The organism is Treponema lecithinolyticum ATCC 700332 (assembly GCA_000468055.1).
GTDB lineage: Bacteria > Spirochaetota > Spirochaetia > Treponematales > Treponemataceae > Treponema_C > Treponema_C lecithinolyticum.
This window is the reverse complement of the sequence record KI260566.1, coordinates 47,481-66,114: the sequence shown is the minus strand read 5'-3', so window position 1 is coordinate 66,114 and position 18,634 is coordinate 47,481. Positions and strand designations below refer to the sequence as shown.

Below are 18,634 nucleotides of genomic sequence, written 5' to 3'. Positions count from 1 at the left end.
AAACGATTATGGCACAACTGCATATACCGGCAGCGTATAAAGCGCTGCTTTCGGTACGGGAAACGGAACACGCAATCGTTATGATTAAAGAGTTTTTTCAGCTCGCTCTTTCTACCGAGTTGAATTTAACCCGTGTTACCGCGCCCCTTTTTCTTCAAAAGGGCACGGGGTTAAACGACGATCTAAACGGTACCGAACGCCCCGTCTCTTTTCCCGTACCGGCTATGCAGGATGTGCAAATGGAAATTGTCCACTCGCTTGCAAAGTGGAAGAGGGTAAAGCTTTCCGACCTTGCGCTGCAGCCGGGGTTCGGAATCTATACCGATATGAACGCAATCCGTGCGGACGAAGAATTGGATAATATTCATTCGCTGTACGTCGACCAGTGGGACTGGGAAATGGTTATCGAACAAACGGATAGAACGATAGCTTTTTTGCGCAATACGGTTGAAAAGATTTACCGCTGTCTTAAACGTACCGAATTTTATATTTACGACCGCTATCCGGTTATTACGCCCGTTTTACCCGAAAAAATTACTTTTTTGTTTTCCGAAGATTTGCAACAGCAAATGCCCGGTATGAGTTCAAAAGAGCGGGAAAACGCGGCATGCGAGCGTTACGGGGCGGTGTTTATTATCGGTATAGGCTCGCCTCTTGGCGACGGAAAACCTCACGACGGGCGTGCCCCCGACTATGATGATTGGAGCACCGAAACCGAAGGCGGCAGACACGGGCTGAACGGCGATTTATTAGTGTGGAATCCCGTGCTTAAAAGCGCGCTCGAACTTTCTTCTATGGGAATCAGAGTATCTGCTGAAACATTACTCCGTCAGCTTTCGCAGTGCGGCTGTCTTGAGCGCAAAAAACTGTATTTTCATTCACAGCTTTTATCCGGCGCCCTGCCGCTTTCCGTCGGCGGCGGCATAGGACAATCGCGTTTATGTATGTACTTTTTGCGTAAAGCTCATATCGGCGAAACGCAAGTGAGCGCGTGGCCCGATTCCATGCGCGAGCAGTGCCGAAAAAACGGTATTACGCTATTGTAAAGTTTATATATTTTCTTCTTGACGTTTTTTATCCGCCGTTAGTATGTTTAGTATATCATAATCACAGGAAATACAATGAATGTAAAAGAATCAAAACACGGTGAACAGGAACACAAAAAAGTTCATCCGGACAAAGGAATGTGCGAACACGAAAAAAAGCACGCAGGACAGACTGCAGCCGAAGCGGATTGTCCGTGCGAGCACAACGGCGCATGCGCCGAACACGCAGCAGATGAAAAAACGGAGCAAACGCTTGAGCAGCGTATAACGGAACTTACGGCGGAAAAAGACGATTTTCAAGACAAATATTTGCGTAAATCCGCCGATTTTGAAAATTACCGCAAACGGATGATCAAAGAAAAACAAGAAGCCTTTGACTATGCGAACGCCGCTTTGCTTACCGATTTAATCGGAGTATTGGATGATTTTGACCGTGCGCTTGCCGCAGGAACTGCAGCTGACGGAAATCCTGCTGCGGATTTAAAGCCGGTAATCGACGGTGTAAAAATGATAAACAAGCAAATGCGCGGCATGCTTGAAACAAAATATAATTTAAGCGTGTACGGCGAAAAGGGTGATTTATTCGACCACGACAAGCATGAAGCTATCGCGACGAATAAGGGACCGGTTGCCGAAGCTGTGTGTTCGGAAGTATATTTGAAAGGATATATGTTAAAAGACCGTGTTATCCGTCACGCTAAAGTGATGGTTACCATGCCTGACGGTAGTTGTGCTCAGGATGCAGAAAATAAAGAAAATACGAAAAACTGAATGTTTTAATAGGAGATTGTTATGGGAAAAATTATCGGAATTGACTTAGGAACGACAAATTCGTGTGTGGCGGTTATGGAAGGCGGCGAACCGGTCGTTATCCAAAACGCAGAGGGCGGAAGAACCACTCCGTCCATTGTGGGCTTTACTTCAAAAGGGGAGCGTGTTGTCGGTCAGCCTGCAAAAAATCAAATGATTACAAACCCCGAAAATACGGTATATTCGATAAAACGGTTTATCGGTCACCGCTACAGCGAACTTTCAGGCGAAGCAAAAATGGTGCCGTATAAAGTAGTTGATCACGGAGAAGATGTCCGTATAGATATAGAAGGAAAAGCATATTCGCCGCAGGAAATCAGCGCGTTTATTTTGCAAAAGATGAAAAAAACGGCTGAAGATTATTTGGGCGAAAGCGTTACCGAAGCGGTTATTACCGTTCCCGCTTATTTTAACGATGCTCAGCGCCAAGCTACCAAAGATGCCGGAAAAATAGCCGGTCTTGACGTAAAGCGTATTATTAACGAACCGACTGCCGCTTCTCTTGCTTACGGGTTCAGTAAAGATCAAAAAAGCGAAAAGATGATTGCCGTATACGATTTGGGCGGCGGTACTTTCGATATTTCTATCCTTGAATTGGGCGACGGTGTATTTGAAGTAAAATCGACAAACGGCGATACTCACTTGGGCGGCGATGACTTTGACCGAAAAATAATCAATTGGCTTACCGACGAGTTTAAAGCGGATACGGGTATCGATTTATCCAAAGACCGTATGGCGTTACAGCGTTTGCGCGAAGCTGCCGAAAAGGCGAAAATCGAACTTTCTGCACAGTCTTCTACGGAAATCAATTTGCCCTTTATTACTGCGGACGCTTCAGGCCCCAAACATTTGCAAAAAACTTTGACGCGTGCAAAGTTCGAACAAATGACTGAAGATTTGCTTGAGCGTACCAAAGAGCCCTGCCGCAAAGCGCTTAAAGACGCGGGAGTCGACGCTTCCAAAATCGACGAAGTGCTTTTGGTCGGCGGTTCTACGCGTATGCCCAAAGTACTGCAAACGGTAAAAGAGATTTTCGGCAAAGAAGGTTCCAAAGGGGTAAACCCCGACGAAGCGGTTGCCGTGGGTGCTGCAATTCAAGGCGGTATTTTAGCCGGAGACGTAAAAGACGTACTTTTGCTGGACGTTACGCCGCTTTCGCTCGGTATAGAAACGATGGGAGCTGTGTTTACCAAACTTATTCCGCGTAACACGACAATTCCTACGCGCAAAAGTCAGATTTTTTCTACCGCTGCCGACGGTCAAACTGCGGTATCTATTCACGTATTGCAGGGCGAGCGCGAAATGGCGTCTCAAAACCGCACGCTCGGACGGTTCGACTTAGTCGGAATTCCTGCAGCACCGCGCGGAGTGCCGCAAATTGAAGTAACGTTTGATATCGATGCGAACGGTATTGTGCACGTATCCGCAAAAGATTTGGGTACGGGCAAAGAGCAAAGTGTACGTATCGAATCTTCCAGCGGTTTAAGCGAAAGCGAAATAGAGCGCATGGTAAAAGAAGCCGAAGCGAACGCCGAAGCGGATAAAAAAGAACGTGAAAAAGTCGACGTTCGAAACGAAGCCGATTCTATGGTGTACGCTACCGAAAAAACGCTTAAAGAATTGGGCGACAAAGTAAGCGGAGCTGACAAACAAAAAATCGACGATGCGCTTGCCGCTCTTAAACAAGCGTTAACGGGCGACAATGTTGAAGACATAAAAGCCAAAACGGAAGCTTTAAAGCAAGCGTCGTATAAAATTGCAGAAGAAGTGTATAAACAGCAAGCCGCACAGGGTGCACAAGGCGGTGCCGCTCAAGGCTCGGCAAATACCGGCAGTGCAGGTTCGGCGGATTCTTCAAATTCGGCTTCAGGCAGCAACAGCGGCGCTGCGTCAGGTAAAGCGGACGATGTGGATTACGAAGTGGTAGACGACGACAAATAAATGGCAAAGCGAGACTATTATGAAGTACTCGGGGTTCAAAAGGGTGCTACTAAGGACGAAATAAAAAAAGGCTACCGTAAGTTAGCCGTAAAGTATCACCCCGATAAAAACCCCGGAAACAAAGAAGCCGAGGATAAATTTAAAGAAGCGACCGAAGCATACGAAGTTTTGTCCGATGACCAAAAGCGGCAAATCTATGATCAGTATGGATTTGCAGGTCTTGAGGGGATGGGTGCCGGATCAGGCGGTGCCCAAGGCTTTTCGCATGCGTTCCACGATTTTGAAGATTTATTCGGCGGTTTCGGCGATATGTTTGAAAATTTGTTCGGAACTTCTTCCGCCAGACGTTCGGGCGCCGGCGCCCATCAGGGCGCTTCGCTCCGCTACGATCTTGAGCTTTCGTTTAAAGACGCGGTGTACGGCACTAAAGCGGAAATTTCTTTTCAGCACAACGAAAGCTGCGAAGCCTGTTCCGGAACGGGCGGAGCAAACGGAGCACAGCGCAAAACCTGTCCGACATGCGGCGGAGCAGGACAAATACGGCGTAGCGCCGGTTTTTTCAGCGTAGCGCAAACATGCCCGACTTGTGAGGGTATGGGAACGGTTATCGATAACCCCTGCAAAAGCTGCGGGGGGACAGGTTTGCAAAAAAAACGTAAAAAAATTGCCGTTACCATTCCTCCCGGAGTCGACGAGGGTAAGCGTATAACCGTTCCTCATCAAGGCGATGCCGGCAGAAACGGCGCTCCTGCAGGAGATTTGGTAATTATTTTGCATACGGCGCCGCACCGCTATTTTGAAAGAAGCGGTCAAGATTTGTACTGTGCCGTTTCGGTTTCTATGGTGCAAGCTGCGCTCGGATCCGAAATTACCGTTACATCGCTGGACGACAAAAAAATAAAACTGAAAATTCCTGCCGGCAGTCAGCACGGAAAACTGCTGCGTTTGCGCGACGAAGGAGTGCCGTACGGCAACACGGGGCGCAAAGGCGATTTGTATATAAAGATTTTAGTACGTGTTCCCGAACGTTTATCGGCTAAAGCAAAGCAGCTTTTAACTGAACTTGCGGCGTTGGAAGGCGAAGAGGGTACATCCAAAGCGGTGCCCCTTTCGGATTTGCGCGGATAGTTCATATAGTGTGCAGGCCGTAACAGCGCACACAGGCAGCTACGTTAAATAAAATCGTCGCTGTCTGTGAACGGATTTTCGTTAAAAAACAAATACTTAAACGGATGAATATCGAGCGCGTTGGAAAACCAGCCTTTTAAAACGCTTAAGTCTACGGCATTTACAGAAACGGGGTGAGAGATGGGCAGCACAATGCTTTCGTCGAGTAAAAGCTGTTCGGCTTCGGCAAGTTTTGCATAGCGCAGCTGTTCATTTTCTTGCGAGGCGGCTTCTGCCAGCAGCGTGTCAAAAGCTTTGTCGTGCCATTCGGTTTCGCGCAAAGAAGAGGCGCTGCGGAAAAGTTCCAAAAAAGCCAGCGGATCGGCAAAATCGCCTATCCACGTATAGGTAAACATATCGGCGTTCCAATCTTTAATGTCGTTTAAATAACGTTCGCTCGGCGAAGTTTGTATGCTTACTTTTATGCCGACTTTTTTAAGCGCTTCGCTTATAAGGGCGGCTTGGTCTTTTGCGTATATTAAATTAGGTATTGCAAGCGACAATTCGATTTCTTTCGGTGCGTTTTTTCCGAGAGAAGTTTTAACTTCGTCTATCATTTCTTTTGCTGCTTCAGGATCGTATTCGTTTATGCCGTATACTGCAGGGTAACCGTTTAACGGTAAAACAAAGGTATCTGCCGCTATTACGGTATCGGCGCGCAGTTTTTGCCACGGAACTGCTAAAAGAACCGCTTTACGCATCCGTTTATCCGTCCAAAGACCGTTGGAAGCTTTAAAAAATAAAAATTCGGTTCCGAACTGCGGGCTTATGATTATATTGGTGCGTTCGTATGTTTTTGCCGCATCTATTGCGCCGGTAACCCAGTGAGCCGTACCGTTGTTAAAACGGAACGTGTTTTCTTTTGTGTCGGCGCTTTGTATAATACGTATCGATGGTAAGGCTACGCTATCGTGCTCGCGGTAGCGTTCATTTTTTTGCAACACTAAAGTATCAGCCGTTCGCTCTTTTAAAATAAAAGCGCCCGAAAACACGTTTTTTTGGGGGTGAACAACTGAAAAAGCATGGTGGCATAAAATTTTTGGTAAATGTTCCGTTGCAGTATGTAAACGCAATTCAAGGGTATGCGCGTTTTTTACGGTTATTCCCACATCTTTTTCGCTCGCTTTACCTCTGCGGTATTCACCGGCGCCTTGTATACAATCGAACAGCGAAGCGAACGGCGCGTTTAATGCAGGATTTAAAAGCGTAAGCCACGAACGTTTAACGTCTTTTGCTTCTATCGGTTCTCCGTTGCTGAAAAAAACATCTTTTTGCAGGGTAAAGGTCCATATTTTTTTGTCTCGCGAAATACGGAAAGATTGCGCAAGTGCCGGAACTGCGTCCAGTGTAATGGGGTCGTAAGAAAACAAACCCTCGTATAACCCGTTGAGGATTTGTGCTTCGGAACTGTAATTTGCCGTATGCGGGTTTAAATCATAGTTGTGAACGCTGTCGATAATAACCAGCTCTTTTTGTGCACAAAGCTGTGCCGGCAGTATATAAAACACAAGACAAAACAAAATCCGGCAAAGCAGCGTATGATTGATGCACTTATACATTGGAAACGCCTAGTTTTTTCATTTGTTCGCGCTCGGAAATAACGGAAAGGTATTCGGCTTTGCGCTGGTTTATTTTTATAAGCGTATTTTTTACCGTTGTCAATTCTATTTGAATGCCTTTAACTTTACTTCTGTTAAGTAAAGTAACCGAAGCTTTAAAAAACTCGTCTAATCCGCCTAAAGTCGTTTGCATACTGTGGCATTCGCTTAATTGGCGCTGTACGTAGTCCAAAATCGTTTTTTCGTCCATGCTTGCAATTTTTTGCACACTGGAGGATTTGGGTATGCCGAAAGAAGCGTACAAACGGGAGCGGCGTGCCAGCGATTCTACAAAATCGTTAAAATTTACCGTAAGATTTTTAACTGTTTGCGTTGCCGCATCACGTATTTTAAGTTTGTATTCAACGGGTTTTTCGTTTAAATGAAAAGCTTTGCGCAAAAGAGTTTTAAAGCGGTCCCATATACCGCTGTGTTCGCTTTTTAATAAATGGTGATTTTCTTCAAGTTTAGGTGCGATGATGTTTAATTGAGGGCTTAAAGCTGCAAAGATTTGAATTGCTTCCAGTAAAAGCAATTTGGTATTTACGCCGGGTTTTTCATTTTCCGTTTTTTGGCAGCTTATGCGCATTTTTTCCAAAAGAGCGCTGCATAATTGCGGACTGTCGGCGGAGCTTTCTTCGCGTACCAATTCTTCAATCAACTCGGTGTAAAAAGGCTGTTTGCCCATGCCGGAAACAAAGTGTTTTTTTATAGCTTGTACACCGTTTGCCGGCGTCAGATTTGCGCGTTCGTTTGCAAAGGAAGGATTGTCCAAAACCGTTTTGCGTACGGCTATTTTATATTGCTCTTTTTTAAATTCGGTTAAGTCTTTGAGTATGCTGTTGATTTTTGCAAGGCTTTTTGAAGCAAAGCTGATTGAATCGTTAAGTACGCCGACCGATAAATTGTTCGACCCCATTTTTATGGAAGTAAGCATTTCTCCTAAAGCACGGTTGATTTGATTTGCGGATGTGCCCATAAGGGCATTCCACACAATGTAGTTGTTCAATGATACCAGTTTGCGTATACATTCTATGGTAAGATTTTCTACGGAGAATTTAAAATAATTACATAAGTATTCAAGAGAGCTTTCGTATTCGGAAAGACGGGTACCCAATACGCTTGTGCGCTCGTTTTCTTTAAAATCGGTGGAATCGGGAACCGTTATGTCGGCTATTTTTTTATCGAGTTTGTACGGATCGTCTTGAATAAGTCCTTTTTTTAAAAGCATACTCATTATCGTGTTGACGACGGCGCGGTAATTGCGGTATTCGTCCGTCAGTTTCGGAAGCAAGGTTGTATCGTACCATATTGCTTTTTCGGCTTCCGCTGCGTACAGCTTTTTTTCAAAATCGGGAGAAACACTCATAACTACAGTATCGGCATTTTTATGCTGCAGGTTAAATGCCGATCTCATATGGCGCTATTGTGTTGTGCGTTTATAAGATGAGCGGCGCTCTGTTTTGCTTTGTTTAGCGTTGTGCGCTTAGTGCAAAACGGAAGCCCATGTAGTTGTACGATTCACCCGGATCGTAAGCATAACGGTCCGCGCTGTATAAAAGCGATGCATACGGACTCCAGCTTCCACCGCGGCACACTCGCTCGGAGCCGTAACGCGGTCCGTGCGAAGGAATGTTTTCCGTTTCTTTTTCGTAAGTACCGAACCAATCCCAGCAAAATTCCAAAACATTGCCGCTCATATCGTATACGCCTGAACCGTTCGGTTTTCCGCTTCCCGGTTTGCCTAAAGGGTCGTAGCTTGCGCCTGCCGTACCGATGTTTGCCGTTCCCGGGTGCAAAAAGCGCGGTATGCGTATTTCTTCACTTGTTTCGTTTTGGGGCTTTGAGCTGTTTTGTGTATTGTGTTTTTTTGCATTCGAACTGCCGGTTATGTTTGCAGCTTCATCCGCTTTATCCGTAATTTGCAAAAAAGCTTTGCGCGTTGCGTCTGCAGCTTTTTGCACCCGTGCCATATCCCATGCTGGACCGGATACGGTATTTCCGGCACTAAAACTTTTTGCACCGCTTTTTCCCCGTATTTTGCGCGCTGCATATTCCCATTCGGCTTCGCTGGGAAGCCGGTAGCCGTCGGCATTCCAATCGCATTCACACAAATCCACAGCTGCGGCATTTGCCGCGTCGCGCAAAACGTTTCCTTTATACGTATAGCAGGGCTTGCGTCCTTCCAGTTCGCTGAATGCGTTGCACCACACGAGAGCATCGCGCCAACTTATGCCGGTAACGGGTTGGTATGCGCCGTCTTCAGCCGGTTTTTTACCGCGCCGTCCGGCAGCGCCTTCTTGTCCCGGATTTTGGAAAGTATAGTTTAGTTCGGTTTCGGCTCTGGTGCGCACCGAATACCACAGTGCATAAGAAGTTTCGTATGCGTTTAAGTAAAAAGGTAAAACCGTACGTTCGGCTGTTACCGATTGAACATTTTCTCCTATAGTATAGGTGTCGCCGTTTGCGGCAAGTGTAATTAAAAATACGCCGTCCATAGCTTCGCGTACACGGTCGTGTGCGCTGTCCGGTGTTTGAGCCGGCGCATAAAAATTTGTGAGTACAAAAAAAACGGCACTCAATACAAAAAGATTATGTTTTTTCATTGCGGATTCCTTTGCTTTTTTTTACGGGCGTAGCGTTTTAACTGCCCCGATTGTTCATTTCTATCCGAAAGCGCCAGTTTTACAATAAAACCGGTTAACAAACAAAGACCGCTGACAATAATTACACCGAGCCAGCCGGCATGAGCAAAAGGCAGCGGAACGTTCATTCCGAAAAAACTGACAATAAAAGTCGGTACCATTAAAATAAGCGAAAGCACGGTAAGACGTTTCATTACGATATTAAGGTTATTTGAAATAACCGATGCAAACGCATCCATCATACCCGAAAGAATATTGCTGTATGTGTCTGCCATTTCTATAGCTTGGCGGTTGTCTATGGCAACGTCTTCGAGCCAGTCTTTATCTTCTTCGTCCAAATGCATGATGCGGGTTTTGCTTAATTTTTCAAGTAAAATTTGATTACTTTTAAGGGACGTAGTAAAAAAAACGAGGGACTTTTCAAGGTTAAGCAATAAAATCAGTTCATTGTTTTTTATGGAGCGTTCCAGTTCGTTTTGGGCTGCGGTGGAACGGCGGTTTATTTCTTTTAAGTAGCGCAAAAAAGTACTATCGGCGCGGCTTAAAATACGCATTACAAAAGCCGGAAAATCTGCAAGCGTTAAATCGCGTATGCGGTTTTCGGTAATATCTTTTAAAACTTCGCAGTCGGTCCAGCAAATGGTAATGACGGTTCCCGGATACAGCACAATTCCCAAAGGAACGGTAAAGTAGCTGATGTCGTTGTCGGGGCTGAATACCGGAAGACGCAAAATGATAAGCGTGTATTCGTCTTCGCGTTCGATGCGGGAAAGTTCGTCTTGGTCAAGGATGTCGAGGATGTGTTCGCGCTGAACGCCGTAATCTTCTTCGAGTATGCGGATATCTTCGCGTGTTACCGAACGTGCGTCGATCCATTTGTTAGCACCGCTTTGAATTTCGGTTTCACTTCGCTGAACGAGTTTTCCTTTTTCTTGCTGCCAAAACGTTATCATAAGCCTGTTCTCCTTTGTACACAGAAAAATAAATGCGCTTACTGCCAGGGTCGGAATCCATAGCTTGCCTCCATGTACAAGGGTTTCAGGTGACAGCACAACGTGCGGTTTCGGTTGCATTGTAGCGTTGTGCCGAAAAAAAATCAATGTATTTTTAAATCTTTTTTTGCGTTTTTGCCGATTTGTTGCCTGTGCGGGCGCGTGGGAAACGACCGGTTCAAAATAAAAATGCCTACGGTTGTGTGTATTAAAAGAAACGGATTTTTTACGGCAAACGCATATACGGATGGAGACAAATGTATAAAAAATATTGTTTGAAAAACATATTTTTCTTGCGTTTTATCAAAAATATGATATACTATTATTGTCTATGAATTTGTGGGAGTATGCATAATAGGTTTTCATGAGTTATACCGAGATCATTGCACACATTACTGAAGACGGAAAAAGTCAAACGTTATTGGAGCATGCGAAGGCTGTTGCCGAATTGGCGTCAGGTTTTGCAGCGGAATTTAATAATGCTGATTGGGCGGCTGCGGCGGCTATGTGGCATGATTTAGGAAAAGCCGATCCTTCGTGGCAAAACTATATACGCGGAAAGGGATCGAGAACGGTGAACCATGCTGAGGCGGGCGCGCAGTATGCGTATTGTAACATGCAAACGAGAAAACCGCTTGAAAAAACGATTTCATATTTGATTGCCGGCCATCATGCAGGCTTGCCCGATTGGTACGCTGGTTCCGGTAAGAGCCTTAAATCGATTTTCGATCGTAATGATTATGAAGAGATTATAAAAATATCCGAAATAAAAGATATTTGTGATTTTAAGCTCCCTTCATCGGTGCCCTTCGGTCTTAATAAACCGTCTCCGGATTTATTCGAACATCTGCATTTGTGGGTGCGTATGCTCTATTCATGTCTTGTTGATGCGGATTTTCTCGATACTGAACGGTTTATGACGCCGGATACATTTAAACTTCGCGGTAAGTTTGTCGACTTAACTGAATTAAAAAAAAGATTCGACGTTTATATGAACGAAAAAACCGCACACACACAGGCAACAAGACTGAATGAAATTCGCGTAGGAGTTTTAGCCTCATGCAGAAAAAAAGCTCGATGCAAACCCGGCTTTTTTTCGCTGAATGTTCCTACCGGAGGCGGAAAAACGCTTTCTTCTATGGCCTTCGCATTGGAACACGCGCTTGTACACAATAGGCGGAGAATTATCGTTGCGATTCCATATACCAGTATTATTGAACAAACGGCAAAGGTGTATAAGTACGGTACCGATGTTGATGCGCTTATTGAAGAATATAAAAAGCAAGATAAATATCTTTTCGGCGAAGAGAATGTGCTCGAACACCATTCGAATTTCGATTTTGATAAAAAGAATGAAGCTGACATTTTGCAGCGGCAAAAACTTGCAACTGAAAATTGGGATGCTCCGGTTATTGTAACGACGAATGTGCAGTTATTTGAGTCGCTGTTCAACGCGCATAGTGCGCATTGTCGTAAATTGCATAACATAGTCAATTCGATAATTATACTGGACGAAGTTCAAATGCTTCCCCCGGACTATTTAAAATCGATTTTATCCGTTCTGCGAAGATTGGTAGAATATTTCGGTGTAACGATTGTACTTTGTACCGCAACACAACCGGCTTTTGAAGGAACAATAGGTTCCGATGCAGCACGCTTTGACGGAATTCCCCGTGATTTAATAACTTCGATTATCGATAACCCTGCCGAATTAACAAAAGAATTGAAACGCATAAAAATCAACACCGATTACGTACGTGAAAAAATACCCGACTGGAAAAGTCTTGCCGATAAATTGTGTGATTTCGAACAGGTTTTATGTATTGTGTCGACCAGAAAGGACTGTCGGGATTTGCATGCGCTTATGCCGGTAGGAACGATACACCTTTCTGCGCTTATGTGTCCGGAGGAGCGCTCCGAAATTATTTCAGATATAAAAAATAAATTGCGAAATGGTGAACCCGTCCGTGTCATCAGAACACAGCTTGTGGAATGCGGCGTCGATATGGATTTTCCCGTAGTATTTAGAGCTTTGGCGGGGATGGATTCTATCGCTCAAGCTGCCGGAAGGTGCAACCGTGAAGGCAATATAAAAGATTTAGGAGTTGTCTATGTATTTTCTCCACCGTCGCGTATTCCTTTCGGATTGCTTAGGAAGGGGGCTGATGCAACAAAGTCCATTCTTGAAAAGTACGATTATAAAATTGAACTTACACCGGAACTCTATAAAGAATATTTTAAACTTTATTTTGATTCCGTAAATGATTTTGATAAAGCGGATTTTGAGTCTGCCATGAAAAAAGAATCGAAACACGAAAACTTTCAGTTCAGAACTTTGTCGGATACTTACCATCTGATAGACAGTAGTTATCAAAGTTCGGTTATAATACGGTATACATCGCCGAAGACGGGGAAAAGCAATACCGCGCTCATAGACAAGTTGATTGCCGACGGACCGGATAGAACTGTAATGCGTAAATTAGGCAGATATTCGGTAAATTTACCTTTAAAAGAAATAACGCAGCTGTTGCAAAAAGGGCGCTTAATTCAACCTTTCGACGATATAGCCGTTTATGTCCAAAATCAAACCGACCGGAATTTATATCAACCGGGGCTCGGACTTGTTGCCGATTCGCTCGAGTCGTTCGGTACTTATATATTCTAGCAAAAGGAGTAAGAGATGCAGGAATATTTTGACAAAACATTTTGCCTTGAAGTATGGGGTGATTACGCATGCTTTACCCGGCCGGAGATGAAGGTCGAGCGTGTAAGCTACGACGTTATAACTCCTTCCGCTGCACGAGCCGTATTTGAAGCCATTTTTTGGAAACCTGCTTTTTATTGGAAAATAAAAAAGATTGAAGTATTGAATGAAATAAAATGGATAAATCTGCGAAGAAACGAAGTCGGTGCCGTTGCAAGCGATAAAAGCGACGGTATCTATATAGATGAATTGGATAATCAAGGAAAATTAAAATATCGGCAGCAGCGTGCAGGTCTTTTTTTAAAAGATGTAAAATATCGTATATATGCGGATCTGGTTTTTATTCCGCCCAAAAAGAGAAAAGAAACTGCTAATCATTTACCCGAATATCTTATAGACGCTGATGAAAAAGAGCAACTTCTTTCACGTGCGCTGACGGAGGAGCATGTTCACGAAAACCCTGCAAAATACAATGCAATGTTTGAGCGCCGCGCAAAAAAAGGACAATGTTTTTTTCAGCCGTATTTGGGTTGCAGGGAATTTTCCTGCTTTTTCAAATTGATCGACTTTGAGCACGATACGGCAACCCCTATAGATGAAACGAGAGATTTAGGCTTTATGCTGTACGATATGGATTATTCCGATTGCGAAAATATCAAGCCTGCTTTTTTTCGTGCAAAGCTTGAACACGGAACCGTTATCGTTCCCGATTGGAACAGTGAGGAGGTGCATAAATGATTTTGCAGGCATTGTATGAATATGCAAAGCGCAAAGGAGATGCACTTCCCGAAGACGGTTTTGAGTGGATTGAAATAAAATATCTGATTAAAATCCGTGAAGACGGATCCTTTGTAGATTTGGTTTCAACTATAGAAGATAAAAAAGGAAAAAACTATTTGCTCCCCCAACGAGTTGGTCGTTCGGGATCGGATGCGTGCAAAAAATCATGTCTTTTGTGGGATAACATCGGCTTTGTATTACGGGAGCCAAAAGAAATAAAAGATGATGAAAAAAAACAAAAAGAAGCCAATGCATATGCAGAAAATCAAAATAATGCGTTTATAAAAAAAATAGAATCGCTGCCGGAAGATGTAAAGGAAGACAGGGGCGTTGCTGCCGTACTGAAATTCTACACTTCAAATAAAGCGAACGGTTTTGATAAAGTTCGCTCGTCGGAATATTGGGAAGAATGCAAAAAATCTAACGGAAATTTTTCTTTTATTTTGAATGCGGAAACGGACTTAGTAGCGCAGACCCCCGCAGTTAAGGAGTACCAACGAAATCGCATGCTGCAAAACGAAAACACGGAAGACTCGGAAAAAGAGCAAGAAAATATTTCCGGAATATGTTTGCTAACGGGAGAAAAAGGGCTTATTGCGCGGCTTCATACAGCTACTCCTATTTCAGGGGCAAAAAGTAACGCAAAATTTGTAGGTTTCCAAAAAAACTGCGGATACGATTCATTCGGGAAAGAACAAGCTTATAATGCGCCTGTTTCTCAAAAGGCGGAAGCTGCTTATACCAAAGCTTTAAATTATCTTATAAAATCGGATAAAAATCACTTTACTCTTGGTAAGGATACGATTGTGTTTTGGGCGGAAAAAGAAAATAAAGAATACGATTTTGAAGGAGTGTTTTCCGTTTTCTTTTCAAAAGATTTTGATTCGGACGATCCTGATAAATCCGTAAAGGAAGTTAAGAATTTATTTGCGGCGATTTATACCGGAAAAGTCGAACGTATCGATTCGAACTTTTATGTTCTCTGTCTTTCTCCGAACGCGGCTCGTATTTCCGTTCGCTTTTGGGAAACGGGTAAAGTAAAAAATTTTGCCAAGCGTATTCAGCAGCATTTTATCGATTTTGATATCATCCGTGCGCCTGATGCTCCCGAATATTTAAATCTATATCAAATACTTTCTGCAACTGCACTGGAACATAAAATGGATAATGTTGCGCCGAACCTTATCGGTCCGGTTGTACAGTCGATTTTAAAAGGTACACCGTATCCCGTTTCTTTACTGCAGCAATGTATTAGACGGATCAGAGCGGAACAAAAAGTCACTCGTGAACGGACTGCAATATTAAAAGCGTATATCAATCGGTATAATAGATTTCATAGTATGAATGAGGAGGTTACTGTGGCTTTAGACAGAAATTGTAAAAACAAAGGCTATCTTGTCGGGCGGCTTTTTGCCGTCCTTGAAAAGGTTCAGCAGGATACTCATCCGGGGCTGAATGCAACGATTACCGATCGTTATTACGGTGCGGCATCGACAAATCCGGTTACGGTTTTTCCACAATTGCTTAAATTGAATCAACATCATTTAAGTAATTATGCGAATAAAAAAACAAAAAGTGATAGAGAAAACGAACTTAGTGAGATTATAAACGCTCTGGATGCTTTTCCTGCACACCTTACTTTGGAAGAGCAGGCTCGATTTGCAATAGGCTATTATCACGAAAAACAAAGTTTTTTTGAAAAAAATAATAAATCAGAAGGAGAAACTCATGAGTAAGCTTGAAAAACGCTATGATTTTGTATTGTATTTTGATGTAAAAGACGGGAACCCTAACGGTGATCCCGATGCGGGAAATCTTCCTCGTATCGATGCGGAAACAGGGAACGGTATTGTTACGGACGTGTGTTTAAAACGTAAGGTAAGAAATTATGTTCAAACGGTAAAAGACGGCGAGGCAGGCTATGATATTTTTGTAAAAGAAAAAGCCGTTCTTAACGATGCAATCAATAAAACCTATAAAGAACTGGGGATCGATGCAAACGAGAAAAATAAGGCAAAGGGCGATGATATAGAAAAAGGGCGGGCCGGTATGTGCAAAAAGTTTTTCGATATACGAACATTCGGCGCCGTTTTAACTACCGGAGCGAATGCGGGACAAGTGCGAGGGCCGGTACAGTTTACGTTTGCGCGCTCCGTAGAACCGATCGTATCTTTCGAACACAGTATAACGAGAATGGCCGTGACGAAAGAAGAAGACATTGACAAAGAGCGGACCATGGGGCGTAAGTATACCGTTCCGTACGGATTATACCGAGCGTACGGTTTTATCTCCCCTCAGTTTGCTTCAACTACGGGATTTTCACAAGAAGATTTGGAATTTTTGTGGCAGGCGCTTGAAAAAATGTTTGAATATGATCGTTCTGCAGCACGTGGACTTATGACAACAAGGCGGCTTATTATTTTTGAACACGCTTCTGCACTCGGTTCAAAACCTGCCGATGAGTTGTTTAATCGGATAAAAACGGAACATACGGGAAATACTCCCGCGCGCGATTTCAGCGATTATACGATTACGCTCGACGGCAAACCTTTAAGTGAAGTTGTTACCAAAGTAACGCTCTAATGTACCCTGAATCCGACTACCTGCTGCTCAGCGGGCTTCAGCATTTACGCTTTTGTCCGCGGCAGTGCGCGCTTATACACATTGAACAGCAATGGAGCGAAAACTTTTTTACGGCGGCAGGCCGGGTTCAGCACGAAAAAGTTCATGGCGCTACGGCGGAGTCGCGTAAAACTGTAAAGATGGAGCGCAATTTAAAAATCGCGTCAGCTCTTCTCGGCGTTACCGGCTGTACCGATGCTGTGGAATTTTATTCCGACGGAAAAATCATTCCGATAGAATACAAGCACGGGAAACCGAAAGAAAACACAAGCGATGAGGTACAACTGTGTGCTCAAGTTATTTGCCTTGAAGAAATGCTCGACCGCACGATAACGGAAGGCGCACTCTTTTATTTTAAAATCCGCCGGCGCATTCCCGTGCCCATCACCGATGAGCTGAGAAAAGAAACGATCGAACTTGCCGAGTGCTTTCATCGCTTCGTTGCGGACGGAAAAACGCCTGCAGCCGTCTATTCTAAAAAATGCGAAAGCTGTTCGTTTATCGACGAGTGCTTTCCCGAATCCGCCGGCAAAAACAAATCGGCAGTCGATTATATCAGGCGACGCTTGCAGCAGGATGTTGCTACGATTGACGAATAAAATGCGGAGGATGTATGCAGCGCTTTCTTAACACGCTTTATATTACTACACAAAAAACTTATCTTCATAAAAAAGGGGAAGCGGTGGAAGTCGTTGCCGACCACAAAGTGCTTGCGCTCATTCCTTTTATAACGCTCGACAGTATTATTTGTTTCGGAAATGTATTTGTCAGTCCGTTTTTGTTGGGCGCTGCGCCGAAGTATAATATTACGATAAGTTTTTTAACGCAAACGGGAAAATTCCTTGCACGCGTGCAGGGGCCTGTTGCGGGAAATGTTTTGCTTCGAAAAGAGCAGTATCGAATTTCAGATGATAAAGAAAAGTCTGCTGCGCTTGCAAAATATTTTATTATCGGAAAACTGGCAAATCAAAAAACCGTGCTGCAGCGCTCAGTGCGCGATCACGGTGAAAAAATCGATGCCAAGAGAATTCAAGATGCCGTTGCGCTTTTGGGTTCAAATATCGATAAGGCGGAAAAAGAATGCGACTTGGATGTGCTTCGAGGAATTGAAGGCGATGCGTCGAAAGCATATTTTTCCGTCTTTGATGAATTGATTGTTTCTCAAAAAGACGGATTCAAATTTGAAGGACGTAACCGACGGCCTCCGCTCGACGCGGTAAATGCAATGCTTTCGTATGTGTACACGCTTTTGTATCACGATATGATAAGTGCTCTGGAATGCGTCGGCCTCGACCCTGCCGTCGGCTTTATGCACCGCGACAGACCCGGTCGTTTAAGTCTAGCCCTTGATCTTGCTGAAGAGTTCCGTTCTTTTTTTGCCGACCGATTGGTTCTTTCGCTTATCAACCGAAATGAAGTTACCCCAGAACAATTTGAAAAAACCGCAAGCGGCGCCGTCAACATGGATGAAGCGGCTCGCAAAACAGTAATTACCGCGTATCAAAAAAAGAAAGAAACCGTTATACAGCATCCGTATGTGGAAAAAAGAATGCATCTTGCAATTCTGTTCCATACCCAAGCGCGGCTTTTGGCCCGGCATATACGCGGCGATATTGACGGCTACCCGGTATATCTTTGGAAGTAAAAAAGGGGGCGCGCGATGATGATGCTGGTAAGTTATGATGTGGCAAAAGATGAAAAAGGGGAAAAGCGGCTTCGGCATGTGGCAAAGATTCTTGAAAATTACGGACAGCGCGTTCAGTATTCCGTATTTGAATGCTTGGTCGATCCGGCGCAATGGGTTGCACTGAAAAGTAAATTGCTCACTGAAATAAATCCGAATTACGACAGTATTCGTTTTTACGCGCTCGGTGCAAATTGGGAACGTAAAGTCGAACACGTAGGGCAAAAAAAGCCGATCAATCCGCAAGGCGTTTTGATTTTATAATCGGATTTCCTGCCGCGAACGGGAAGTACACATTGATTATTCATTCCGCTTGAATTTTATAACCTGTTATATTATAGTGAATTAGATATTGACATTATAGTGTTCGAACTAAGTTCGCGGAAATTATAGTGTAAATATCAATATTACAAAAAAATAACTGCTATACCGTCGCTCCCTCACGGGAGCGTGAATTGAAACGCTCGACTTAGCTGTCCACGTGTTACCGTCATCAGGTCGCTCCCTCACGGGAGCGTGAATTGAAACTGTTGCAGCTCCTTAGTCCAAGCCATTTGCTCATTAGTCGCTCCCTCACGGGAGCGTGAATTGAAACCTACGCTGATAATAAACTTGTCGTTAAGTCAGGTCGCTCCCTCACGGGAG

At 44.1% G+C, this 18,634-nt stretch carries 15 protein-coding genes and 1 CRISPR repeat array (1 of these 16 running past the window's edge); of the genes, 11 read left to right on the top strand and 4 right to left on the bottom strand.

Annotated features, from left to right (window positions below):
• Nucleotides 1–8: 8 nt before the first annotated feature.
• From asnA to dnaJ, 4 genes are all read left to right on the top strand, one after another.
• The gene (gene asnA / locus HMPREF9193_RS06860; RefSeq protein WP_021687370.1) at nucleotides 9–1,046 is read left to right on the top strand and encodes an aspartate--ammonia ligase; all 1,038 of its coding nucleotides are present in this window, start codon (nucleotides 9–11) and stop codon (nucleotides 1,044–1,046) included.
• A gap of 75 nt (nucleotides 1,047–1,121) precedes the next feature.
• Nucleotides 1,122–1,817, top strand: a complete 696-nt coding sequence (locus HMPREF9193_RS06855) for a nucleotide exchange factor GrpE (RefSeq protein WP_021687369.1) — start codon at nucleotides 1,122–1,124, stop codon at nucleotides 1,815–1,817.
• A gap of 21 nt (nucleotides 1,818–1,838) precedes the next feature.
• A complete protein-coding gene (gene dnaK, locus HMPREF9193_RS06850; RefSeq protein ID WP_021687368.1) occupies nucleotides 1,839–3,797 on the top strand; it encodes a molecular chaperone DnaK in 1,959 nt (652 codons plus the stop codon).
• Nucleotides 3,798–4,925, top strand: a complete 1,128-nt coding sequence (dnaJ, locus tag HMPREF9193_RS06845) for a molecular chaperone DnaJ (protein ID WP_021687367.1) — start codon at nucleotides 3,798–3,800, stop codon at nucleotides 4,923–4,925.
• Between the two features lie 44 nt (nucleotides 4,926–4,969).
• Here dnaJ and HMPREF9193_RS06840 read toward each other — a convergent pair whose 3' ends face one another.
• The 4 genes from HMPREF9193_RS06840 to HMPREF9193_RS06825 all read right to left on the bottom strand — a co-directional run bounded on the left by HMPREF9193_RS06840 (nucleotide 4,970) and on the right by HMPREF9193_RS06825 (nucleotide 10,160).
• The gene (locus HMPREF9193_RS06840; protein ID WP_021687366.1) at nucleotides 4,970–6,523 is read right to left on the bottom strand and encodes a peptide ABC transporter substrate-binding protein; all 1,554 of its coding nucleotides are present in this window, start codon (nucleotides 6,521–6,523) and stop codon (nucleotides 4,970–4,972) included.
• Nucleotides 6,516–7,931: a TP0584 family protein gene (locus HMPREF9193_RS06835; protein WP_156882475.1), complete on the bottom strand. Its 1,416-nt coding sequence runs from the start codon at nucleotides 7,929–7,931 to the stop codon at nucleotides 6,516–6,518. Before HMPREF9193_RS06835 ends, HMPREF9193_RS06840 begins: the two co-directional genes overlap by 8 nt.
• Nucleotides 7,932–8,034: 103 nt before the next feature.
• Complete coding sequence (locus tag HMPREF9193_RS06830) at nucleotides 8,035–9,168, bottom strand: formylglycine-generating enzyme family protein (RefSeq protein ID WP_021687364.1); 1,134 nt, start codon at nucleotides 9,166–9,168, stop codon at nucleotides 8,035–8,037.
• A complete protein-coding gene (locus HMPREF9193_RS06825) occupies nucleotides 9,165–10,160 on the bottom strand; it encodes a magnesium transporter CorA family protein (protein ID WP_040847839.1) in 996 nt (331 codons plus the stop codon). Before HMPREF9193_RS06825 ends, HMPREF9193_RS06830 begins: the two co-directional genes overlap by 4 nt.
• A 403-nt stretch (nucleotides 10,161–10,563) precedes the next feature.
• On the opposite strand from HMPREF9193_RS06825, the gene HMPREF9193_RS06815 reads away from it, so the two are divergent.
• From HMPREF9193_RS06815 to cas2, 7 genes are read left to right on the top strand one after another with little or no spacing between them, the layout of a single operon-like run.
• The gene (locus HMPREF9193_RS06815) at nucleotides 10,564–12,864 is read left to right on the top strand and encodes a CRISPR-associated helicase/endonuclease Cas3 (protein ID WP_021687361.1); all 2,301 of its coding nucleotides are present in this window, start codon (nucleotides 10,564–10,566) and stop codon (nucleotides 12,862–12,864) included.
• A 15-nt stretch (nucleotides 12,865–12,879) separates the two neighbouring features.
• A complete protein-coding gene (cas5c, locus tag HMPREF9193_RS06810; protein WP_021687360.1) occupies nucleotides 12,880–13,641 on the top strand; it encodes a type I-C CRISPR-associated protein Cas5c in 762 nt (253 codons plus the stop codon).
• Nucleotides 13,638–15,419, top strand: a complete 1,782-nt coding sequence (cas8c, locus tag HMPREF9193_RS06805) for a type I-C CRISPR-associated protein Cas8c/Csd1 (protein WP_021687359.1) — start codon at nucleotides 13,638–13,640, stop codon at nucleotides 15,417–15,419. The genes cas5c and cas8c overlap by 4 nt, the downstream gene beginning before the upstream one ends.
• Nucleotides 15,412–16,266: a type I-C CRISPR-associated protein Cas7/Csd2 gene (gene cas7c, locus HMPREF9193_RS06800; protein ID WP_040847837.1), complete on the top strand. Its 855-nt coding sequence runs from the start codon at nucleotides 15,412–15,414 to the stop codon at nucleotides 16,264–16,266. Before cas8c ends, cas7c begins: the two co-directional genes overlap by 8 nt.
• Nucleotides 16,266–16,904, top strand: a complete 639-nt coding sequence (gene cas4 / locus HMPREF9193_RS06795) for a CRISPR-associated protein Cas4 (RefSeq protein ID WP_021687357.1) — start codon at nucleotides 16,266–16,268, stop codon at nucleotides 16,902–16,904. The genes cas7c and cas4 overlap by 1 nt, the downstream gene beginning before the upstream one ends.
• A 14-nt stretch (nucleotides 16,905–16,918) precedes the next feature.
• Nucleotides 16,919–17,950: a type I-C CRISPR-associated endonuclease Cas1c gene (gene cas1c / locus HMPREF9193_RS06790; protein ID WP_021687356.1), complete on the top strand. Its 1,032-nt coding sequence runs from the start codon at nucleotides 16,919–16,921 to the stop codon at nucleotides 17,948–17,950.
• A gap of 15 nt (nucleotides 17,951–17,965) precedes the next feature.
• The gene (gene cas2, locus HMPREF9193_RS06785; RefSeq protein WP_021687355.1) at nucleotides 17,966–18,253 is read left to right on the top strand and encodes a CRISPR-associated endonuclease Cas2; all 288 of its coding nucleotides are present in this window, start codon (nucleotides 17,966–17,968) and stop codon (nucleotides 18,251–18,253) included.
• A 167-nt stretch (nucleotides 18,254–18,420) separates the two neighbouring features.
• A CRISPR array of direct repeats spans nucleotides 18,421–18,634; the repeat unit is 31 nt; unit sequence GTCGCTCCCTCACGGGAGCGTGAATTGAAAC; it runs 205 nt beyond the window's last position.